Origin of the sequence: Salegentibacter agarivorans, from assembly GCF_900113135.1 — a bacterium.
Taxonomy (GTDB): Bacteria; Bacteroidota; Bacteroidia; order Flavobacteriales; family Flavobacteriaceae; genus Salegentibacter; species Salegentibacter agarivorans.
The window spans coordinates 125,537-145,018 of record NZ_FOOH01000008.1; the positions used below are offsets into that span (position 1 = coordinate 125,537).

Annotated in this window: 28 protein-coding genes and 2 pseudogenes; 6 read left to right on the forward strand and 24 right to left on the reverse strand. The window is 34.5% G+C overall.

Features of this window, described 5'->3' with window-relative positions:
* Positions 1–137: 137 nt before the first annotated feature.
* The 5 genes from BM084_RS07755 to BM084_RS07775 form a co-directional block, all read right to left on the reverse strand.
* Entirely contained in the window at positions 138–503 is a 366-nt protein-coding gene (locus tag BM084_RS07755; RefSeq protein ID WP_093304142.1) for a DUF2200 domain-containing protein, read from the reverse strand.
* A gap of 126 nt (positions 504–629) precedes the next feature.
* A complete protein-coding gene (locus BM084_RS07760) occupies positions 630–1,691 on the reverse strand; it encodes a glycoside hydrolase family 43 protein (RefSeq protein ID WP_093304144.1) in 1,062 nt (353 codons plus the stop codon).
* Positions 1,692–1,793: 102 nt separating this feature from the next.
* Positions 1,794–2,264, reverse strand: coding sequence for an OsmC family protein (locus BM084_RS07765; RefSeq protein ID WP_093304147.1), 471 nt, complete (start codon positions 2,262–2,264; stop codon positions 1,794–1,796).
* A gap of 44 nt (positions 2,265–2,308) precedes the next feature.
* Positions 2,309–2,752 (reverse strand): methyltransferase family protein, encoded by a 444-nt coding sequence (locus tag BM084_RS07770; protein WP_093304150.1) that lies wholly within the window; start codon positions 2,750–2,752, stop codon positions 2,309–2,311.
* A 156-nt stretch (positions 2,753–2,908) separates the two neighbouring features.
* On the reverse strand, positions 2,909–3,484 hold the full coding sequence (locus BM084_RS07775; RefSeq protein ID WP_093304153.1) for a Crp/Fnr family transcriptional regulator: 576 nt from the start codon (positions 3,482–3,484) through the stop codon (positions 2,909–2,911).
* Positions 3,485–3,899: 415 nt separating this feature from the next.
* Between BM084_RS07775 and BM084_RS07780 the strand changes: the two genes are divergently transcribed.
* From BM084_RS07780 to BM084_RS07790, 3 genes are all read left to right on the forward strand, one after another.
* Positions 3,900–4,391 (forward strand): hypothetical protein, encoded by a 492-nt coding sequence (locus tag BM084_RS07780; RefSeq protein WP_143083630.1) that lies wholly within the window; start codon positions 3,900–3,902, stop codon positions 4,389–4,391.
* Positions 4,392–4,395: 4 nt separating this feature from the next.
* Positions 4,396–5,193: a tetratricopeptide repeat protein gene (locus BM084_RS07785; protein ID WP_093304159.1), complete on the forward strand. Its 798-nt coding sequence runs from the start codon at positions 4,396–4,398 to the stop codon at positions 5,191–5,193.
* A 64-nt stretch (positions 5,194–5,257) separates the two neighbouring features.
* On the forward strand, positions 5,258–5,731 hold the full coding sequence (locus tag BM084_RS07790; RefSeq protein WP_075324737.1) for a hypothetical protein: 474 nt from the start codon (positions 5,258–5,260) through the stop codon (positions 5,729–5,731).
* A 200-nt stretch (positions 5,732–5,931) separates the two neighbouring features.
* On the opposite strand, the gene BM084_RS07795 is transcribed toward BM084_RS07790, so the two are convergent.
* From BM084_RS07795 to BM084_RS07805, 3 genes are all read right to left on the reverse strand, one after another.
* The gene (locus BM084_RS07795; protein ID WP_093304161.1) at positions 5,932–7,404 is read right to left on the reverse strand and encodes a glycosyltransferase family 2 protein; all 1,473 of its coding nucleotides are present in this window, start codon (positions 7,402–7,404) and stop codon (positions 5,932–5,934) included.
* 448 nt (positions 7,405–7,852) lie between these two features.
* Positions 7,853–8,764, reverse strand: a complete 912-nt coding sequence (locus BM084_RS07800) for a helix-turn-helix domain-containing protein (RefSeq protein WP_093304164.1) — start codon at positions 8,762–8,764, stop codon at positions 7,853–7,855.
* Positions 8,765–8,775: 11 nt separating this feature from the next.
* A complete protein-coding gene (locus BM084_RS07805) occupies positions 8,776–9,156 on the reverse strand; it encodes a DUF7793 family protein (protein WP_093304166.1) in 381 nt (126 codons plus the stop codon).
* A 287-nt stretch (positions 9,157–9,443) separates the two neighbouring features.
* Between BM084_RS07805 and BM084_RS07810 the strand changes: the two genes are divergently transcribed.
* Both BM084_RS07810 and BM084_RS07815 read left to right on the forward strand, forming a co-directional pair.
* The gene (locus tag BM084_RS07810) at positions 9,444–10,277 is read left to right on the forward strand and encodes an RteC domain-containing protein (RefSeq protein ID WP_093304216.1); all 834 of its coding nucleotides are present in this window, start codon (positions 9,444–9,446) and stop codon (positions 10,275–10,277) included.
* Between the two features lie 252 nt (positions 10,278–10,529).
* Positions 10,530–10,808: a helix-turn-helix domain-containing protein gene (locus tag BM084_RS07815; RefSeq protein ID WP_394333650.1), complete on the forward strand. Its 279-nt coding sequence runs from the start codon at positions 10,530–10,532 to the stop codon at positions 10,806–10,808.
* A 58-nt stretch (positions 10,809–10,866) separates the two neighbouring features.
* Here BM084_RS07815 and BM084_RS07820 read toward each other — a convergent pair whose 3' ends face one another.
* The 9 genes and pseudogenes from BM084_RS07820 to BM084_RS07860 all read right to left on the reverse strand — a co-directional run bounded on the left by BM084_RS07820 (position 10,867) and on the right by BM084_RS07860 (position 15,934).
* A complete protein-coding gene (locus BM084_RS07820) occupies positions 10,867–11,841 on the reverse strand; it encodes an alpha/beta fold hydrolase (RefSeq protein WP_075324742.1) in 975 nt (324 codons plus the stop codon).
* 570 nt (positions 11,842–12,411) lie between these two features.
* Positions 12,412–12,744 carry a helix-turn-helix domain-containing protein gene (locus BM084_RS07830; protein WP_075324743.1) on the reverse strand — a complete coding sequence of 111 codons (333 nt, stop codon included), beginning with the start codon at positions 12,742–12,744 and terminating at the stop codon, positions 12,412–12,414.
* A gap of 12 nt (positions 12,745–12,756) precedes the next feature.
* A pseudogene (locus tag BM084_RS07835) lies at positions 12,757–13,088 on the reverse strand (type II toxin-antitoxin system RelE/ParE family toxin).
* Between the two features lie 362 nt (positions 13,089–13,450).
* Positions 13,451–13,879, reverse strand: a complete 429-nt coding sequence (locus BM084_RS07840) for a DUF1801 domain-containing protein (protein ID WP_075324744.1) — start codon at positions 13,877–13,879, stop codon at positions 13,451–13,453.
* 297 nt (positions 13,880–14,176) lie between these two features.
* Positions 14,177–14,404, reverse strand: coding sequence for a hypothetical protein (locus BM084_RS07845; protein ID WP_075324745.1), 228 nt, complete (start codon positions 14,402–14,404; stop codon positions 14,177–14,179).
* Positions 14,405–14,626: 222 nt separating this feature from the next.
* On the reverse strand, positions 14,627–14,800 hold the full coding sequence (locus BM084_RS19020; protein WP_143083631.1) for a nucleotidyl transferase AbiEii/AbiGii toxin family protein: 174 nt from the start codon (positions 14,798–14,800) through the stop codon (positions 14,627–14,629).
* Positions 14,797–15,084 (reverse strand): DUF6922 domain-containing protein, encoded by a 288-nt coding sequence (locus BM084_RS07850; protein ID WP_075324746.1) that lies wholly within the window; start codon positions 15,082–15,084, stop codon positions 14,797–14,799. The genes BM084_RS19020 and BM084_RS07850 overlap by 4 nt, the downstream gene beginning before the upstream one ends.
* Entirely contained in the window at positions 15,063–15,278 is a 216-nt protein-coding gene (locus BM084_RS07855) for an XRE family transcriptional regulator (RefSeq protein ID WP_177195678.1), read from the reverse strand. Before BM084_RS07855 ends, BM084_RS07850 begins: the two co-directional genes overlap by 22 nt.
* Complete coding sequence (locus tag BM084_RS07860) at positions 15,275–15,934, reverse strand: transposase (RefSeq protein WP_075324747.1); 660 nt, start codon at positions 15,932–15,934, stop codon at positions 15,275–15,277. The genes BM084_RS07855 and BM084_RS07860 overlap by 4 nt, the downstream gene beginning before the upstream one ends.
* A 99-nt stretch (positions 15,935–16,033) precedes the next feature.
* Between BM084_RS07860 and BM084_RS19410 the strand changes: the two are divergent.
* Positions 16,034–16,219 (forward strand): annotated as a pseudogene (locus BM084_RS19410) (hypothetical protein); the annotation flags it as partial.
* A 304-nt stretch (positions 16,220–16,523) separates the two neighbouring features.
* Here BM084_RS19410 and BM084_RS07870 read toward each other — a convergent pair.
* The 7 genes from BM084_RS07870 to BM084_RS07900 all read right to left on the reverse strand — a co-directional run bounded on the left by BM084_RS07870 (position 16,524) and on the right by BM084_RS07900 (position 19,458).
* Positions 16,524–17,234: a nucleotidyl transferase AbiEii/AbiGii toxin family protein gene (locus BM084_RS07870; protein ID WP_083634108.1), complete on the reverse strand. Its 711-nt coding sequence runs from the start codon at positions 17,232–17,234 to the stop codon at positions 16,524–16,526.
* Positions 17,231–17,521 carry a nucleotidyl transferase AbiEii/AbiGii toxin family protein gene (locus BM084_RS19515; RefSeq protein WP_083634109.1) on the reverse strand — a complete coding sequence of 97 codons (291 nt, stop codon included), beginning with the start codon at positions 17,519–17,521 and terminating at the stop codon, positions 17,231–17,233. The genes BM084_RS07870 and BM084_RS19515 overlap by 4 nt, the downstream gene beginning before the upstream one ends.
* On the reverse strand, positions 17,522–18,133 hold the full coding sequence (locus BM084_RS07880) for a DUF6088 family protein (RefSeq protein WP_075324748.1): 612 nt from the start codon (positions 18,131–18,133) through the stop codon (positions 17,522–17,524).
* A 95-nt stretch (positions 18,134–18,228) separates the two neighbouring features.
* Positions 18,229–18,414, reverse strand: coding sequence for an IS66 family insertion sequence element accessory protein TnpB (tnpB, locus tag BM084_RS19610; protein ID WP_093304172.1), 186 nt, complete (start codon positions 18,412–18,414; stop codon positions 18,229–18,231).
* A 4-nt stretch (positions 18,415–18,418) separates the two neighbouring features.
* A complete protein-coding gene (gene tnpA, locus BM084_RS07890) occupies positions 18,419–18,703 on the reverse strand; it encodes an IS66 family insertion sequence element accessory protein TnpA (RefSeq protein ID WP_093304175.1) in 285 nt (94 codons plus the stop codon).
* An 81-nt stretch (positions 18,704–18,784) separates the two neighbouring features.
* A complete protein-coding gene (locus BM084_RS07895; protein WP_075324751.1) occupies positions 18,785–19,207 on the reverse strand; it encodes a type II toxin-antitoxin system VapC family toxin in 423 nt (140 codons plus the stop codon).
* Positions 19,207–19,458 (reverse strand): DUF6364 family protein, encoded by a 252-nt coding sequence (locus tag BM084_RS07900; RefSeq protein ID WP_029035055.1) that lies wholly within the window; start codon positions 19,456–19,458, stop codon positions 19,207–19,209. Before BM084_RS07900 ends, BM084_RS07895 begins: the two co-directional genes overlap by 1 nt.
* Between the last annotated feature and the right edge of the window lie 24 nt (positions 19,459–19,482).

The following is a 19,482-nucleotide window of genomic DNA, read 5'->3' on the forward strand; positions in this document are numbered from 1 at the left end:
CCGTTGAAATTAGAATCAATCTTTGAAACACTCAGGCATAGTTAGTTATTTTTAATAATAACAGGAAAAGAATGGATAGTAATATAACGAGAAGGAGCCGCTAATTTAATAATGGAATATTTATACTGAAACTAATCTCAATTACTTCTCAAAATTTTCTCCATAGGTTTAGCCTTCGCAAGTTCGTCTACCAACTTGTCTAAATACCTTACTTTTTGAGTTAGGGGATTATCGATTTCCTCTACGCGGTAACCACAAATTACCCCGGTAATAAGGTGTGCATTCCGATTTAAATTTGCGCACTCAAAAAATGTTTCGAAGCTTACTTTTTCGTCAATGAGTTCCTTCTGCTTTTTTTTATCAAAACCGGTTAACCACTCAATCACCTTTTCAAGTTCTTCTTCTGTCCGTCCTTTCTTCTCCACCTTGGTAAGATAATGTGGATATACCGAAGCAAAGGTCATTTTTGCCATTCGCTCGTTGTGTTTGGGTGTTGTTTTCATAACCTAATATTTATTATCTGCTAATTGCTAATATTTTCAACTCAAAACAGGTTTAAGTTATAAAATTATTGGTTGTTTTACGACCTTTAAAAATATCCCAGATTATAATTTTCTAGATCCTTCATTCTATTTAAGATTTTTCATACTCATTTCTTTATCACTTAACTCCTGGCCAAAAAAGGGCATTCCGTCTTTCCACTTTAATACTCTTGCCCGGGTGTGCCTATTTGGGTCGTAAAGAGGTTCGCCATCAATTTCTTTATAATTACGGGCGTGATAAATCATTATGTCGGTTTCTCCATCTTCAGCTTTCGTGAAGCTATTATGGCCGGGACCAAAACGCTTCAGAGCAGGGTTACTATAAAATACCGGTTCTGGTAATTTATGCCAGGAATTTGGATCAAGAAGATCGGCATCCGCATCTGCCCACATCAATCCTATGGAGTAATTAGCATCGGTAGCACTGGCAGAAAATGTTACAAAAACTTTATTATGACGCACGAGTACCGCAGGAGCTTCATTCACCCTGTGCCCCTGAATTTCCCAATTATGCGTAGGTTGTGAAATCACCACTTGATGATCTGCCAAGGTAGTTGGGCTAGTCATTTCAGCAATATACAGGCCGGTATTCATTATGGTATCTGAAGCCCTATCTGTCCAGATCATATACCGCTGATCGTTTAATTCAAAGGTAGTCGCATCCAGGGAAAAATCGTCCCGCTTACTAACTACCTGGCCTTCCTCTTTCCATTCCCCTTTGGTAGGATCGGCGGAAGGATTAGACAATGCATACATTCTTATTTTCCATTTTTCTTCTGCTGAACCGGCTGCGAAATACACATACCATTTCCCATCTATTCGGTGCAGTTCGGGAGCCCAGATGTGATTCCCCATAACCCCTTTATCGTGTTTGCGCCATATTATTACGGGTTCGGCCTCTTTTATGCCATTGATGGTTTTTGATTTACGAATTTCAATTCGATCATATTCGGGAACGGTTGCTATAAAATAATAGTTGCCATCTTCAGCTTTAGTCACAAACGGATCTGCTCTTTGTTCGGCTAAGGGATTATCAAATTGCAAGCTTTTTACTTCCCCTTTTCCGGTTTTTGAAGAACCACAGGAAAACAGAATTAAAAGAAGACTGACAACTCCAAGAACTTTTACTATACCAACAGAATTTCGCATTTTAATCAGGTTTTAATTTTTCTCAATTTAATAAAACTATTTTAATTGTGTATTTTACACTTAAAATAGTAAGAGTTAATTCTGTTCAAGGTTTATTTGCTTTTAATTTATGCTTGTGGTGGGGTTATATTCAATATAAAAATTACAGGAATTGGCAATAAAACACATTTTACCTGCTTCCTGGTGCAAGTCATTTGCCTTTTGAATCATACTTTCTTTTGCTACTTTCACTTGAGGATTTAGCATGACTTTGGTAAACTTTCCGCTTCCATTAGGAGCTTCTTCCATTACACCCGTGGCATTATCCAAATAGGCTATTACTATAATTTTGTGACTGGAACATAGATGTAAAAACCAAAGCATATGACAGGCCGCTATTGAAGATAAAAATAAATCTTCGGGATTATATTTGGTTTTATCGCCCAGGAAAGCCGGATCTGCCGAACCCATAATTTCAGCATATTTTCCTTCAGCTGAAATACTATGATCACGACTGTAAGACCTGTAATTCAGCGTTCCCTTACCTTGGTTCCCGGTCCATTCCACGCTTAGTTCGTATTGATGTCTTTTCATTTAAAATAATTGACTTATTATTTATACAAAGAAGTTAGGTCTTATTAAATCCACCGATTTACTCGAGACTTATATTTTCTATATTCTGCACCAAACTGTTTTTCCATTTCATTTTCTTCATAGGAAATATACCAGTAATTGGTGAACAAAATAAATAGTAAACAGCCAAGTATTGGGATCAATGTTCCTAATAAGACCCAAACTCCAAGTAAACTTATTAAAAAACCTAGATAAATTGGATTTCTGCTGAATTTAAAAAGTCCGTTTGTAACCAGTTTTCGTGGTTTCTTGAAGGTGTGGATTTCGGTTTCTATTTTATTGAATAGTTTTCTAACTTTTATAGTCATAACTATTCCCAGCAGGAGTAAGATGATCCCAAGGTAATTATAAGGCTGTGGAATAATTTTCTCAATTACGATTACATTTCTAATCAAGACCATAAGGATGATACAAATTAGAAAAAGAAATGGTGGAATTAATTTTTTCATACCCCGGATGTTTAGTATTTGTAAACTACCTCGAAGCAAGCTCACGAAACATTCATTAAGAACATTGTTTAATTTTCGAGGCAAACCTCGGAGTATTTAAATCTCGATTATCGAGTAAAGGTATACCGCAAAAAAAACGATTACATTAACATAGGTTTATGCGCCCATATTTTTTCTAATTCGGCTTAAGGCAATGGGCGTGATACCCAAATAAGAGGCGATCATATGTTGTTTTACCCTTTTTTCCAGGTCTGGGTATTCTTCCAGAAATATGCGGTATCTACTTTCAGCATCCAGTAACAGAAATTCCCGTTCCCGCTTTTCTTTTACCGAATATCCTTTCTCTAATAATTTAACCAGCAGTAAATTCCACCTGGGATTTTGTGCTTTTAATTTTTGCCAGTTATTATAAGAAATGATTAAAACCTCTGATTCTTCCAGGGCTTCAATAAAGAAATGAGAAGTTGTTTTTGAGATCATTGCCGAATAGGAACTAATAAAACTCCCTTCAGGCATAAAGACTTTTGTAAATTCTTTGCCCTCTTGCGAAATATAAACATAACGGAACAAGCCGGTCACTACAATACCAAATTTAACGGGAATTTGACCTGCTCTTATAAAATGAGATTTTGGATCGAAGTTTTCAATTTTGGATATTTCGGTAAACTCAGAAATTTCCTGTTCGCTTAAGTCGGTGAATTTTCTAATCGATTTTATAATTTCTGCTAACATCTCTGAATTACTTCCACGAATTATTATAAACACTAAAATAATCAAATTCAGCAATTTAACTTAACAGATGCTTTCTATCAGCAGAAACATAACACCCGCCAATCAAAACTGTAACAAATTCTGAAATATTCTACTAATAAGCTATAACATGAAATCATCTTATGAAAAATACTACCCAGGCTCTTGTTGCCAGGCTCAAAAAATCGGATGAAAGAACTAAGATTCTATGCTTGATCACAGCAGGGTGCATCCTTTCTCTTATAGTTTTACAGATGGGCTATTTATTTGGAAAAGCATTTTATCATTTTACTCATAATTAAGAGCATCAATTTCCGGCTAAGCTTCAATTATAATTTGTCCCGTTCAATACTATCTTCTGTATGTCATTTTTCATAATATACTTTAAACTTTACTATTGAAGAATAAAACCAACCTTTTCTTATTCACAAGTTTAGTAGTCTCATTTATGCTAACCGGCTGGCTGTTTTATCTTTCAGGTAAGCGAGTTGGAGATCTTTCCGTAAATGAACAGCAGGATGGTGATTTTCAGGTTTGCAATGAGGATAGAATATTTCAGTATTACAACCTGGATACCGATTATAAAGGAGGTAAAAAAGCAATAAAACAAGAAATTCTCAGTAGGCTGGAAAGCTTGGATTTTAATAATCCGGGCTTAATAACAGCTCGTTTTATCGTGAATTGTAATGGGGATACAGGCAGGTTTCGCTATAAATCAACTGATTTAGATTTAAAAGAAATAAAAGTTAATAGCGAAAATATTAAAAAAATAAAATCTGCGGTATTATTACTACAGCACTGGAACTCTCCGGAAGAAAATAGGGTCTTCGATAGTTATTATGTTTTAAATTTCAAAATCAGGAATAATAAGATCTTAGATATATTTTAAGCGGATGAAAAGATTTTTTAAAATTCTCAAATTGGTTGTCGCCTCCCTGCTTACACTTTATTCTGTGATAATTATTTATTTCCTGTTGTTTTCCCCGGCGGAGAAACGCTATAATATCGCCGCTGATTTACAGGGAAGTTTTCTATCCCAAAATCTATTCGAGATTTTAAAATTCCAGGATCCGGAAAATGATGAGATCTACTTTGAGCAGTCTGTAGCGTTTAATAAAAGGGGTGAATATAAAAAAGGATTTGAACTGCTAGACCAGGCTGTAGACCTAAACCCAAAGGTACACCTGGGTTACCGAGGTTATATGAAACTTCGGTTTTTAAGAGATTTTAAGGGTGCGTTAAAAGATTTCACTCGGCTGGACTCCTTAACCCCTAATTTTGTTGATGCGCCCTGGGGTGAAGACATTAATTTTTTGAGGGGAGAATCGTATTTCGGCTTAAAAGATTATAAAAAAGCAAAAGCTTATTTCGAAAAAAGTATAGAAACTCAAGGGACAGATTGGGTAGATATACAGGCATACGTGTATGCAGGAATTTGTGAATATAAAATGAATAAACCGGCTGAGGCTATCGTTTTTTATCAAAAAGCCATTGAGCAATCAAAATATACGGTTGAAGCACACTTAGGATTAGCAAATATATACCTGGAAAAAAAAGATATAAAGAACGCTGAAATACATGCAGATTTAGCGCAGAAATATTACAGCTATAAAAGGAATGATGGCTATAATGAATATTTAAACGAGGTATATAAAAAAGATATTGAACTACTAAAAAAACGATTCAAATAAACTCACAGAAAAATCACTCTAAAAATTAATCACTCTAAAAATTAATCAATCTAAATACTGCAAAATGAAAATACTTAGTTTATTAGTTTTCTTACTTATAGGAATAACTTCAGTTTCCGCCCAGGAGATTGAAGCTGAAAAAGTTTTTCTGGGTTATAAGTTTACCATGAACAATAAGACCCTGGATTTTAAAGGAATGCAAAAACTTATGATCGCCGATGAACAGGCCACACGTTTAATTAAGAAAGCACGAAAAAACAATACCATTTCCACTATCCTGGGAAGTATAGGCGGGAGTTTTGTAGGAATTCCAATAGGTGCAGCGGTGGCTGGCGGAGATGCCCCCTGGGTTTTAGCAGGAGTTGGAGCAGCTTTTATTGGTGTGGCCATACCCATTTCTATCAGAGCCAATAATCAGGCGCATCAGGCCGCAGAAAGAATTAATCAGGTAAATTCATCACAACCTAATCCTTTAGTACCGGTCACCTTTAAATTCATAGGAAATCAGCAAGGGCTTGGACTGGCTTTATCATTTTAAATGACAGAGAAACCGATTCTTTTCTCTGGAAATATTCTCAAGCTTTTGCCTTAAGTTGAAGCTCCCTTCATAAGGTTACAAAAACAAAAAGCTGTTTGAAAATTCAAAACCTTTTCTCGAAGCCCGAAATTTCAGGTGAGATGAGATTATGCGTTTTCAAACAGCTTCTTAATTCCTAACAAATTAAAGTTAGGCCTCCTTTATTTCTTTTGCGGTAATTCACGGGTCAACCAACCTCTTTTACTGGCAGTTGCCATAGCGTAAGGTGTAATCCAGAACAAGCCAAACGTATAGAAAATACTATAGGAGTAGATCCAGAAAGATTCAGCTATATTATATTTTTTAGCATAGAAAAATGCCGGTAGACTAGAGAATATAAGGATACTCAATAGTGTTGAAGTAAGAAAAAGAACCGGATGCGCTATAAGCAGAATAAACATAATTATAATAGCAGGATAGGTTGTAAGCATATTCATCCACTGGTTTAATAATAGCAAACGTGGACCGGATTTTGAACCTGTTCTAAAGGTTTTAAATGCAAATTTAGACATCATCAGGTTTTCACGCACGTTACTTCTTTCCCAACGTGTAAACATTTTATGTAAACTGCTGAATTTTTCAGGGATATTGGTAAGCACATACGCATTCCGCTGGAATAAAACGTGGAAACCCTGTGATAAGATCATATTGGTCATGGCACGGTCTTCTCCAATATCGGTAGGTTTACCCATAAAGGTTTGGTTAATCCATTGAGGCAGACAGTTTTTTACTGCAGTGGCACGGTATGCTGCTAAGGCTCCAGGGGTACACAATACCGAACCCAGTACGCTTTGGGCGGAACGAATAAATTCAAAACTAAAGACAAAACTCACATTAAGCATTCTAGGAATAATCGCTTTTTGATTGTTTAAAACACGAACATTCCCTGCAACAGCGCCACAGTTTTTATTGGTTACAAAGGGTGAAACCAGGTTACGTAATGTATCGGTTTCTACAATAGAATCACTATCCACCGTTACGAAAACCTCGCCAGTGCCCAGGTTGAATCCTCGGTAAAGTGCATGTCTCTTTCCCTGGTTATGGGGTTGCTGATAGATGGATACCCGGGTTCCAAGTTCTTCTTTTGCCAATTTCATCCAGTACCAGGTATCATCTTTACTCCCATCATCAATAGCGATTATTTGTAATTTTTCAGCAGGAAAATCACTGTTCACAAGACTTTTTAAGGTTTCATAAACCTGTTTTCCCTCGTTATAAGCTGGGACGATTATAGTAGAAAAAGGTAATTGGGCATCTGGGACTGAATTTATAGGTTTGTATTTAAAAAATAGTCTCGCCAGGTAGGTTAGAAAACCGAGCCTAAATAACAACAGAAGCCCTGCGATTATTAGCAGTACACTACCCCCGAGAGTATTTCTCCTACTTAGGTTAATCTCCCGGAAATCGGCATGAAAAAAATAAAAAGATAAAGCTGCCGCTATAAATAATAAGAATGTTCCTGCAATGATGAACAGGTGTCTTTTTGTAAAGCTTGCTTTTTTATAATCGGATGTATTGGTATTATTCTCTCTTACAGTCTTTGCTTTTTGATGCAACGCCTTTTTGGAGTTCGTCTTCTTCTGATCTTTAAAAACCTTTGGTTGAGCGGGGGATAAATCAACATTAGATATCATACTGTTTCTGTTTTTTATTTAACTTTCAGCCTATTAGTTTCTTTTAGCACCTAAACCATAATAGTCCTGTAGTATTTTTTTAGATCAAAGCAAGATCTATACCCGGACAATAACTGCTGAAAATGAACCAATTACCAAATACCTATGGTGAATAAAATGGGGTGAATATGGGAATGTTGGGGAGAAAATCTACATCAAAACAAAATCTTTTAAGAAAATCACCCTGCCAATTATTCAAAGTTTGCAGCTGGTTCAATTAAATAATTAATTACAATCGCCTTATTCCTGGCTTCTTGGCTTGGAGTCCGATATAACCAGTTTTAATAGTACACTGATTTTGACCTTGAGAACAGAACCTCTAAGGCTTACTTAATCTAGATTCTATTAGCCGCTAAGAGATATTTCTAAACGACCCAGAGTGTCGGATCGGTATAAATCCAGATATATTTTATGTGTTACGAGTGATTTTTTTATAGAATCTAGGAGTTAATTGAGTGAACTTTTTAAAACTCTTCGAAAAATGGGGATAGGAACTAAAACCCATCTTATTTGAAATTTCAGTTAAGGAAAGATCTGTATTTTCTATGAGTATTTTACATTTCCGAATGCGCTGCTTGTTGTAGTACTGAGTGGGAGTACAACCAAAAACTTCTTTGAAACCGTTTTTTATTTTATATTTATTGGTATTAAAGAGGCCTGCTAACTGATCTAACGTTTTTGGAGGCTCTTCCAAATGGTGCATAATATAGATATGGATTTCGTGAAATAGTTTTTGATCCCATCTTGAATAGGTTTTTATTTCAGAATTCTCGGGAAGTTCTGAGAAAAAATCCTCGGTGGTATCCATAAGGTAAGAAGTTACAGTATATTTTTCATCCCTCATACCGGTTAGCCTGGAGATTACAGTATGTAAATCAATTTTCAAAAGTTCATCAAAATGATATTCCAGGGTAATATTAAAAGATTGTTCATTTCCTTCTAAGAATTCCGTTATTTTTTTGGTCCATCTATCTTGAGATTTTTTGATTAACAATTCATAAAATGGTTTGTCAATAATAGTATTGGGATCAATTACAATATTATCAGGATGTGTATAACTATAATCCACCACCTTTAGATTTTCATCTAATAAAAAGGTAGCTGTACGAATCATCATAATTTGGGTTTGCCGGTTAAGCAACAAAAATTGATGTCGTTTCCTGCGTAGTTCTTCTGCCGTTTGATTTACATAAGCATTGAGCCCTTCGAGCTCATCCCTGTGGTGAGTTCTTTTTATTTGATAAGCAAAATTACCTTTTGCCATTTCAGTAAGCATACGGTATATACCACGTAAATTTACCCTATTAAATACACGTTCCATAATTGTAGGTTTTAATTAATACTTCTTTGGCTGTATGGCTTTAGAAATTGTATTGCCTGGTTTCTATCGTTGAATACTTGAATGGGTATTTGGTGATTTAGAGTTTGAATATAGAATTCGGTAAGGCGGAGCGCCACTGGAGAGGTTACATAAAATGCTAAAGCTTTTATAAAAAGAGCACCTTCCTGAGCAAGGTAGTGCCTGGCATCTGACTGAGAATCAATCCGACCGGAAAGCTTACAACAAACGGGATATTCCTTGTTATGCTGAAATCCCATTCGCTCTTGCACAATCCTTTTTGCTACTTTTAAAGTGAAAATTAGATCCTCCTTATAATCTACGAATAGAATGCCATCAACAATACAATATTTACCATACTTACCTTCAAACATCAACGGGGGGATTTTCGTTTAAGTAGGGTTTTTTAAGCGAATACCTGGAAAAACCAGCTTATTCAACTCAAATATAAAAGATAAAGGTCAGAAATACTTATACATTTCAACAGTGAACTTGTGAATTTCATTAATTTTTGACTTTTTTTTATTTTTTTGAATAGCTAACTGATATAATTTGAGTTAATTTAATGACAGATGAGGATTTACCCTGTACCAATTCCTTAAACAAACCAAACTTGAAAATAGCCCAACAACGATTTTATTTATTTTCATTTACTACCAGTATGTTTGAAAAGGACATGGAGACATTTAGTGAAAACATCGAACGCTTAATTCATTCGGGGAAAACCGAGCTGAAAATGGCTGATGACGGGATAAGGTTGTGCATCCAAACCTTATCAAAACTTCAAAAACAGGTTGATAAAGAAGACTTTGAGGATACCCAGACGGAGATTGAGTTTTTCAAAAATATCAAACCCATACCCATGAGTTACCTGATTTATTTCACGGAAGTTCGATCCTGTGAACTAATGTTGCCCAAGGCTGGTGATTCTCATAAGGTTCGGTATTTAGAAAAAGAAATTAAAAAAATTAATAAGTTCTTTTCCGCCAACAATCGTTTTGTGAATTATATGGAACAAAACAAAAATTACCTCGACTTCGAATTTTTTAGCCGGGAAGGGAGGAGAGATTTTTCCTTTAGTCCCGTTATAAATTATTATCAGAATCCCGAGTTTTCGACTACTCATGATATGTTATGGTCCAAGGTGCAAGCCCTTTACCGCTATATCCATTATATTAGGGAGAAACTAGAATTGATTCAACCCGGTAGCAACAGTAATTTTCGAAAACGTCAACCCAATTTACTGGTATGGTCGGGCTGTAAAATTTCACTGGCAGAAGTAATTTATGCCCTATACCATGCAGGAGACATTAACCATGGAACTGCAGATCTCAAGACCTTATTCTCTGTCTTTGAAGATGTCTTTAATATCAAATTTGATAATTTTTATAAAACCTACGGGGAAATGAAAGCCCGAAAAGATCCGCGGGCAAAATACCTCCTTGAAATTGCTACTAACCTGGAAGCCAAAATGCGCAGAGAGGATGACAAATAATTTTCGAAGTATCTTCTTACTACAAAAAACCAGTAAAGCATTATTTCTTATTGCATCTTAAGGCTAATTTCATAACACCTGATCTTTAATTTCAACATTTCTTATTGAATGTGGTTAAATGTTAAAGTTTTTCGTACTACGAAGAATATGGGGAATTATTTCCCTGAAACATTCTCATTTTTATAGAACAATTATTATTAAACCGGGCCAGGAATTATAATTGCTATTCCCAGCCATAAAAAGTGTTCTATTATGTCAACACCAATTACCAGAGATGATCTTCAGGATTTTAAAATGGAGCTACTCAGAGACATTAAACAGCTGCTTAACCAACAGAAATCAACTAAATTAAAAAAGTACTTAAGATCGTCAGAAGTTATGGACTATTTACAAATCAGTCCAGGGACACTTCAGAATTTACGGTTAAACGGTACACTTCCCTATATCAAAATTGGCCGTATCATTTATTACGAACCAGCGGAAGTCCAAAAAGTAATGGAGAAGAATCGTATACTAAATTTAGGCCTATAAAAAGTTTTATTCTTATTAGCCTGCAAGCTGCCTAATGAATGGAACACTGAGTAAACCTTCAACTTCGGTTTTCCTGTCTAAGTGTTTCTGCCATTGAAAGTAATTTCTCATTAATAATTTCGGCATTTTCTTTTTTTGTAATTATGGAACCGTGATTTGCATCCATATAAAATTGTTTTCCCCTAGTCGATAGTTCTTTCAGTTCTTTTTGCATCTTGAACCATATCTTAGGATCACCATACTGTTTATTCGCTGTAAAAACCAAGACAGGTAAGGAATCTAAATTCTTTGCTCTACCTGCTCGTAAAAGAATATCATCATTTATCTTATTTTCTTTTACATACCTACGATAAATATCCCCTGAATATGAAGTCAGATCCAGTTTACGATCCTTGGCATCTTTTGGTAGGTGTTTATCTATAGATTTTGGATTAGTTATTTCATAATATGCTCCCGTTATTCCCATATCAGAAAGTATTGCAACAGATTTTATTAAGAATACTTGATTTTCATCAAACATTTCATTTGCTGCCAATCGTTCCCATTGTTCGGGATGACTCGAATCCAGGAAAACCATTCCTTTTACTTCATTTGGGTACAGGTCTCGGAATATTAGATTATAAGGACCACCCATAGAGTGACCTGCCAAAATATATGGTGGTTTTTCACCATTTTTTTCTAGTAATTTATGTAATTGGCGCGCATAAAATTCCGGGGTAATACTGTCTTTACTCGATTCGCTAAACCATTTTCCTTCTCTGTCATAGCGCACAACTCTCATATCCTTTTTCAATCCTTCTGCAACCCAATGAAATATATCTGTATCACCACCTGCACCTGATTCAAGGACAAGGGTTGGTAAATCATTCTTTTCACCCTCTGCTCTTATATGAAGTTTTGTTCCATCAACATCAACTAATTTCCCTGGTGGAAGTGGTTTTGAACTAAATAAACGGAAAGCTAATCCTGATATCAATAACAGTATTAGAAGTCCTGCTAAAATATTACCAGTCCATTTTAAAATTTTCTTCATCGAAAGCTTTCTTTAAAATTTTTCAAGGTTTGCGTTTTGCAAGTTATTAAAATAGGGAATTGGATTTGGCGAATTAGCAGTTTATATTACTGATTTCGAAAATTACATTTTTTCCACAATTGCCATATTGCGATAAATATTTGTTATAGAAATCTTTTTCATATTTTTTCTTTTCCAATGTATTTCAGCCAAGGCTGTAACCATTAGCTGGTGCTGCAAGAAATTGAATATTTAGATCTTTAAATTCTTTTGAGCCTTCTTTGTCTGTATTTGTTACAATAGGGTTGTCTTTAATGTCAATTTACCCATTGGATTAAATTTTATACCTACATTGAAATCTACTTCTGCATAAGAAAGATTTTATGCTCTTTCTCCGAAAATCTCAAAATCGACATCATAGGTTCTGTCTAATTCCATTTCAAATATTTTCGACCATTGATTTAAGTATAAACCTTGTAATTTGTGGGATGAGCAGAAAAACTGTCCGTCAATTTCTATTTTTAATGGTAGTCAAGTATGTTTTTTAAATAAATATTCCGCAATTCACGTTTTCATTGCTACCTCTAGTGCCTATGCTACTTTAAAATCTCCATCTTTCATTTCAACACTAAATTTGATATTAGCTTTTAATGCTCGGAAGATTTTTAAAATCGTCTCAATAGTTACATTTTTTGCATTCCGTTCTAGTTTGGAAATTTGTGATTTCTGAACTCCGACCAATTCTCCAAGCTGCTCTTGGGTCAATTGTCTTTCCTTTCTGGCAGATCTTATCATTTCTCCTAAAACTTCCAATTTTAGGTCAAATTCATATTTGTCGCGCTCCTTTGTTCCAACTTCTCCAATGTGTTTGTCTTTCATTTGGTCGAGCGTCATCATTTTCAATTTTTTCTTTTTGATTTCCATAACATTTGATTTTTATTGATCAAAATATTCGTTTTTTATCTGTTTTGCTTTTTCAATTTCGGATTTTGGCACTTTGTCGACTTTTTTGATAATTCCGTGTGTTGAAATTACAAGTGTTTCAGTTTTTTCCGTTTTATCCCAGAAGGCAAATAATCTATATTGAAGTCCGCTAAATTTGGTTCTGAACTCCCAAATATCCTCCGTAAGTTTCTTGAATAATTTCGGGTCGTTTACAAGTTTCTCTTTATCTAAATTGTAGTAGATTTTTTTCTCGTTTTTTGGTCTAGATTTTCAAGAAAGTCAATGGCCTGTTCTAGAAATACCACTTCAAATTTTTTCTCCATTGAGATTCATTTGTAATTCTTAAACAACAAAGGTAATACAAAGTTGCAATATATGGAAACTTTTTTTACTGATGTGGTTGCCTTACAGGTAAGGTTCCATGTCGAGGAGTAAAGGGAGTTCTCGAGTCACCGGATATGATATAGAGAAGTTAGCCAGCAAGTTACCTAACATATTAAGCACTTTCCCACCCCATCACCGAACCTCTCGTGCTATTACGATGTCAAAAGGCTCTAATCTAAAATTTTCATTATCGAACCGCCGCCGCATACGAGACCTTTAAGTACGGTATTGTAGAGGCGATGTCCGCCAGTTTCTGGTGGAGCCATCTATTCGATTGGTCACTGGCTTTTTTTATTCAACTTCAAATTCCCAACGTAATTTGTTCTTTTACCTTATGATAGATCAAGGAAGCCTTAATACATTCTTTTAACTCTAATTCTGGAATTTTCTGGTTTAAGTGAAAGACAATTGCTCGTTTTCCCTCGTATTGAAATTTGTGATCAAAAACTAACCTGAAAGTATCAACCAATCTACTCGTACATTGGAAATACATTGCATATTGGTCAGGTGTTTTTTCTTTCCAATCCATTCGCAAAGTACTGCCGTTTTTAGTAACAAAGCTGGGTTCTCCCCATTTCAATGTTTCTTCTAAAACGGTTATACCTTCGGTTTCTTCTGCTGTTTCAATTACCAATTCACGCAGATATTGCATTTTATCGCGAACAATGTCGGGATAACTCGCAAAAACTGTCTCTACCTTTGGGTCTGTCTTTAATGTTAATTTACCCATTTGATTGAATTTTTTATACCTTTATAGAAATCTACTTCCCTATGCAATATGTTGTATTTACTTATTCACAAGGGATCAGGGTGCTTATGCGGTACGAGTGTTGTACAAACTTTAAGAATTAAAGAAAATCAAAGTCTTTAAAAACAAAATACAGATTCCCTCTCTATCGTATTTTATACTTTGGGAATTCAATATTTAAATATCTACATAATTCTCTTAAGCGCATTCTAAATTGGAGTTTTGCTATTTGCCAAGTAACCGCATTATTCATTTTTAAAATATTATCATGCGAATGCATCATCTTGTCTTACTTACCTTGTAACTGCTATCAAACAATAATAATAGTAAGGGATTATCTATTACCGATTCTTCAGTATCAATATCAAAGATGTTTTGGTCTTCTTTATTGTTGAATTGCTTGTATTTTTCCAGTAAATCTTTATACAGCTTGATAAGTGATATTTCTTCCGTGGTATAATATAAATCGTAAATATCTTTTTTGGCCGGACGACTGGAAGCACTCATTAACTTAAATAAACCAATATCCCTTACAGAAAACAAAAGTAAACCTTCTATTGTTTATACAGGGTCTAAAGCTTTCATATTTTGAATAAGATCTACCTTAATGGTCACTTCGTCTTTCTGAATAAAGAAACGTAAAAAAGTAAACTGATCACTTAACTTCATTGGATCCATAAAGTTAATAGCCCTATTCTCAAAATGGTTTTCTACTTCTTGTTGAATTTCTTAAAAACCTTTAAACCCAATAATTTCTGTACAAAATAAATCGATGTCTATCGATTCTCGATGATCGTAGCGAACAGCTAAGTTTGTTCCTCCTGCCAAGGCAAAAGACTGTAAACTTTTTAAGCTTTGTAATTCTTTTATGCTTTGATAAAGTACCGGACTTACGGCTTTCATAGCGAGTAACGGATAAAAGGTTTTGCGTTATAACGTTTGGTTACCAACTCACATATCTCATTGCTAATACGCTCTTTGGTATTTCTAAGAATACTAATAATCTCTTTTTTAGAATAGATTTCTTCTAATCGTTGAATATCATTCTCAAACGTAGCTTGCGTTGTGGCAAATAAAGCCCTGGGAATGATAATAGCTTTATCTTCTTTAACCGATAATCTACTGGCATCCAAATCCCAAAATAAGTGCTTAGGGAACTTTTTTGCTATGTTAACTTGTTTGTGCAAGCTTTTAATTTGTTACAAAGATACAAAATAGTAGAGTAATGTTCTTCCGCTCGTTCATAATCTGCCACTAAATCTGATGACAGGTTTAATTCTATATAGTCAGGAGCTTCCGTGTTTTCGATATTATCTGGGTTTTGCAAAAGCTTTTCAATACGATGAAGTATGGCTTTATACTCTTTTTCTGTCTGTATCATATCAAATATTTTTTATGTCTGGCTTTGACTTCCTGTAAAAAATCCGTGATACCGTTGGAAGTAAAGGCTGAACCGGTCCTGAACCAACTGTGGTAGAGCATTTTTAATTCGCTTACAAAAATCAAGAGTGGATGATAGCTCCTGGAACCTTTCTTTATAGGATTATATCCTTTGGCGGCCCCTGTCTGATTGCCGCAAACTGTTTTGACGGTCGAATCGGCATCCAAAGTTATGCTGGCCAATTTGCTCTTTTTCAACCAAGCTGCATTTTTGCCAAGTAACAGCTCCTGTAACTTGCGTGCACCACCTTGTTCCATTTTTTTTAAGGTGGCCGATATTGCATTCTGGTTTATACCTTTGTCAAGTTTCAATAAGGTCTTAATCAGTCCATCATTACTGAAGTTGGAGATTTTTTTGATCCGACTGACTCCGCTTATGGAGGCCATTACAATAACTAATAAAATCTGATCTTTACCGAATTTTGTGGCGTTTTGCCAGTGGGTGGGGAAGGAACTACTGAACATTTGCACCAAGCCCTGTTTGTTCATAAATCGGAGGATAGGGTTGAGACCTGCGTATTTAGTAAGACGATTCCCTGAGAATGAATGCTTTACAACTTTCGCTTTTCCGTTTAGTTTATTCTTTGTACTTTTCACCTTCAAAGTGATGTTTGTTTTATTTTATATTTTGTGTTAACAACTTAAATATAAGTAAAATACATCACTTTTTTTTATTTCCATTTTACGATTTTAGGTAGTAGAAAATTAATTGATTTTTGCATTAAGCACCAGGCGGGTACGCTAATTTTATTAAATCAAGAAGATAAAATTGAGATTGCTAAACAGGAAGAATTTGTACTGCGAAACTGGAGCTATTATGAATTAATGACTAAAATAAAATACAAGGCCGAAAAAGCCGGTATTGAACTTATCACAGATTGACAAATTTACGAGGGTGCTTGTACACCCGCAAGGTTGAAAACTACACTCACTAAATGCGTTTAGCATATACAACGGCGTGGGCTTTCTTATATTAATTAACTGAATGAGATTCAGCTAACTTTAATAGTCCAAAAGATTTTAGACTGAAAATAAGATAATTTAGAAGAATAAAATTTTGTGTTTATAACCAGTAAGGTGAGATTTTTAATTAGCTTCTCTAAATGCATCAGCCATATACGTAACATAGGCTTTGTTAATTAGATAAAAACTAATCCGAAAAACGATTGCTATTTCATATAATTCACTAGGTAATTTTATTTATGCGTTTATTTAATTGATTTAACTTATCAATTAAATCCTCGAATGGTTCAGTTTTACCATAGAACATACTTTCCTCCATTGCAGAATAATCCCTTTTGTATTCTTCCATAATATTTTCTGGTGGTAAGTATTTTAAGGTATCATAGTTATGTTTGGAATAATCTAGCCAAGAAATTTTAGTGAGCTTACTTCGGTGATCAACAATTGTAGCATACAAATCTTTGTCTTCTAAAGCTTGATCTAAGTATCTTGTTTCCATTAATTTAGAAATATCATATAAATGCCTTGTCATACGAGCACTTCTAATTTTTCGATCTTTTGGTTTTTGAAATTCTTCGTGAAGCAAGAACATTTTTTCTAATAGCGTTCGAGATGGAAGAACCGTAGGAATTTCGATTTTATCACCACTAAATTTTTGATCTGGATAAACCATACTAATTAAAGATTTTAATTCTCTCAACTGATAAGGTTCGATCAAGGATCTTGAACTAATTTCGATTAATATTCTGGGATGAAGGTATTCCTGCTTTTCTACTAGCGACTTATACCGTAATTCAATTGCTAGCGGATCAGTATCTGACTCTTCGAATTCTGTAATGCTTATTTCAAATTCTTTCACACCCTGTTTTGATAGGGCTTCATTCAATTGTTCTTCAAACTTTTCGCTTACATATTTACAGGATGCTTTTCTTATTTTTTTACTTGAGTTCTACTTAAATCTCCTTCAAAACCAAAAAATGATCTATCGATTGCTAAATCAATATCTTCTGAAAACCTTTCAATTATACTCCACGCCTTGCTTAATGAAGTTCCACCTTTAAAAACCAAATAGTCTTTTAATTCAGTGCTAAAAACTGCTTTCAAAGCAATCATTACCCATAGATCTTTTTCGATAGCCACAGGGAGTAAACCTTTTTTCGAACTAACTTGATCTATAATTAATTTTCGATCCTTTTCACTTAGATTAAACCATTCTTCCATTTATTCATCGCTATTTTCAACAGACTCCTTAATTATCTGATTGATCCATACGGGCACTAATTGAATGTCTTTTTGGATCACCTCAGGGTCAACTTGTTTTAGTACTTCTTTTATTTTTTGTCTGACTTTAGGTGTAATGTTTTCCTTACCTAATTGTTTCAATGCCTGTATTATAAGAATGATCTTATCGCTTTTTACTGAAAATATTTTGGGAGAAGCTGTTTTAAATTTAATACTACCATTATTAATCTTGATTGATCGGGAAGAGCCATCGGTTAAATAGACTATATTCATAGGTACTTGAGTTGAAAGACCGAGTTTATTAAGGGATTGATTTCCTGTAGGAATTATCCGAGCCTTATCTCTTTTTGCAATAGCTAATGCAATCTCTTCTGTTGTAGGTATTAATTCACCTAAAATAGGATGTTCTTTAGGATATAAATAAATTCCGTGAGCTAGTCTTGTCAAAAACCCATCTTCTTCTAATCTATTTAAGGCTTGTCTAATAGCTGTAGAGGAACCTAATTTAGTAAAGTCAGACGGGAAAAAAATTTTTCCTCTCTTATAATTACTAATCTTATTTTTTACTCTATTTTCAATAGATTCAGGCATTTTTTATTTAAAATTCTGTCACAAATATCCTAAAAATTTGTGACAAAATAACTATTACAGATGAGTAAATTAAATTGAAGAAATGTAAAGGGCAGTTAAAATTCCCAGTGCAGAAGTTTGATATGAGTAGCCCGGCGGTTGATGAATATAAAAACATCGCCACTGATGGGATCCTTTCCCATCTGAGCGGTAACCAATCCCGATAGGCCATGGAAACCCTTTCTCATATCGCAGGCCTGGTTATAAAGGTAATATCGGTTGGAGGAACTTAAACTGAACATGGGACTACAAGTTTACCAGGGCTGCTAGTTGATTCAAACCAATACCACTGACTTCTAGCTGTACTCCATTGGGATATCGCAGGCGATACTGCGAATGAAAAATAGCTGCTTTATCAGGAGTGATATCTACAAATCCATCCGGAGCTTCCGGTTTCCTGTTCTTCCATTTTTTAATCCAGTAGTAAAAATTACTACGGGTTATCCCATGATGGTGACAAAAATCTTTTTTACTTAGACCGCTAACTTCCCATTTCTCGATTAACTCATACATATAGACTTGCTTATCCATTTCTTTTTTGTGGGCAAGCTAGAATTTATCTTAAGTTTACAAAAGATGTACTTAGCCAACTGGATACGTTTTTATATGCTGTTAGCTACTGGCGGTCCCCCGCAAATATGTTTCAGGAGTCATTACTGCTATCTCACTCTTTTTATAATCTTTAATATTTCTGGTTAAAACAATACTTATTTTACCATTTTTAACTGCTGAATAATTTTGCAGCGCATCTTCAAAATCTTTGAAATCTGAGTTTAATGAATCAAGCACTACTTCTTTATCAATTTGTAAAACATCAACTATTGTCAAAAGTTGTTTTATTTTTTCAATTACGATATTGTGTTTAGCAGTTTTTCTAAGTAAATAATATGTATTACAAATAATTACTGGAGTTGTAAACCCTTTTAATTTATTTTCCTCACATAAGTTTAATATTTCTGTTGCAAACTCTGCAAATGGTTCTCTGTCAAAGAAGAAATCTAAAATAACATCAGTATCAATAAGGACGTTTTCCATTATTTATATTTTTCTTCTAAACGATTTCTCAGTTCTTTTTTGTAGTCCATATCTTTGGGCATTTTGAAAGATCCTTTTAGAGATTTCACTATAGGATTCAGTTTTCTATCCTTTTGTTTTTGTTCTTCTTTGGTGAGCATTTTTAAATAGTTTTCAATGATGTCTGAAAGACTACGATTTTTTTCTTTAGCGTAATCTTTTGCCCTTTTTATGATTTCTTGCTCTATTGTTAATGTGAGTTTAGTATTCATGACCTTTTTATTAAAAGTTATAAA

Bases quoted from the DNA above. Each gene is read 5' to 3' on its own strand.
- BM084_RS07755 (WP_093304142.1), bottom strand. From the start codon at position 503: ATGAAAACAACACCCAAACACAACGAGCGAATGGCAAAAATGACCTTT.
- tnpB (WP_093304172.1), bottom strand. From the start codon at position 18,414: ATGTTCAGTTTAAGTTCCTCCAACCGATATTACCTTTATAACCAGGCC.
- BM084_RS07840 (WP_075324744.1), bottom strand. From the start codon at position 13,879: ATGGGTAAATTAACATTAAAGACAGACCCAAAGGTAGAGACAGTTTTT.
- BM084_RS19515 (WP_083634109.1), bottom strand. From the start codon at position 17,521: ATGGAAGAATGGTTTAATCTAAGTGAAAAGGATCGAAAATTAATTATA.
- BM084_RS07795 (WP_093304161.1), bottom strand. From the start codon at position 7,404: ATGATATCTAATGTTGATTTATCCCCCGCTCAACCAAAGGTTTTTAAA.
- BM084_RS07880 (WP_075324748.1), bottom strand. From the start codon at position 18,133: ATGCCTGAATCTATTGAAAATAGAGTAAAAAATAAGATTAGTAATTAT.
- BM084_RS07790 (WP_075324737.1), top strand. From the start codon at position 5,258: ATGAAAATACTTAGTTTATTAGTTTTCTTACTTATAGGAATAACTTCA.
- BM084_RS07830 (WP_075324743.1), bottom strand. From the start codon at position 12,744: ATGGAAATCAAAAAGAAAAAATTGAAAATGATGACGCTCGACCAAATG.
- BM084_RS07800 (WP_093304164.1), bottom strand. From the start codon at position 8,764: ATGGAACGTGTATTTAATAGGGTAAATTTACGTGGTATATACCGTATG.
- BM084_RS07810 (WP_093304216.1), top strand. From the start codon at position 9,444: ATGTTTGAAAAGGACATGGAGACATTTAGTGAAAACATCGAACGCTTA.
- BM084_RS07785 (WP_093304159.1), top strand. From the start codon at position 4,396: ATGAAAAGATTTTTTAAAATTCTCAAATTGGTTGTCGCCTCCCTGCTT.
- BM084_RS07760 (WP_093304144.1), bottom strand. From the start codon at position 1,691: ATGCGAAATTCTGTTGGTATAGTAAAAGTTCTTGGAGTTGTCAGTCTT.
- tnpA (WP_093304175.1), bottom strand. From the start codon at position 18,703: ATGGATAAGCAAGTCTATATGTATGAGTTAATCGAGAAATGGGAAGTT.
- BM084_RS07775 (WP_093304153.1), bottom strand. From the start codon at position 3,484: ATGTTAGCAGAAATTATAAAATCGATTAGAAAATTCACCGACTTAAGC.
- BM084_RS07770 (WP_093304150.1), bottom strand. From the start codon at position 2,752: ATGAAAAAATTAATTCCACCATTTCTTTTTCTAATTTGTATCATCCTT.
- BM084_RS19020 (WP_143083631.1), bottom strand. From the start codon at position 14,800: ATGAAAGCCGTAAGTCCGGTACTTTATCAAAGCATAAAAGAATTACAA.
- BM084_RS07895 (WP_075324751.1), bottom strand. From the start codon at position 19,207: ATGGAAAACGTCCTTATTGATACTGATGTTATTTTAGATTTCTTCTTT.
- BM084_RS07765 (WP_093304147.1), bottom strand. From the start codon at position 2,264: ATGAAAAGACATCAATACGAACTAAGCGTGGAATGGACCGGGAACCAA.
- BM084_RS07855 (WP_177195678.1), bottom strand. From the start codon at position 15,278: ATGATACAGACAGAAAAAGAGTATAAAGCCATACTTCATCGTATTGAA.
- BM084_RS07820 (WP_075324742.1), bottom strand. From the start codon at position 11,841: ATGAAGAAAATTTTAAAATGGACTGGTAATATTTTAGCAGGACTTCTA.
- BM084_RS07845 (WP_075324745.1), bottom strand. From the start codon at position 14,404: ATGAGTGCTTCCAGTCGTCCGGCCAAAAAAGATATTTACGATTTATAT.
- BM084_RS07815 (WP_394333650.1), top strand. From the start codon at position 10,530: ATGTCAACACCAATTACCAGAGATGATCTTCAGGATTTTAAAATGGAG.
- BM084_RS07900 (WP_029035055.1), bottom strand. From the start codon at position 19,458: ATGAATACTAAACTCACATTAACAATAGAGCAAGAAATCATAAAAAGG.
- BM084_RS07805 (WP_093304166.1), bottom strand. From the start codon at position 9,156: ATGTTTGAAGGTAAGTATGGTAAATATTGTATTGTTGATGGCATTCTA.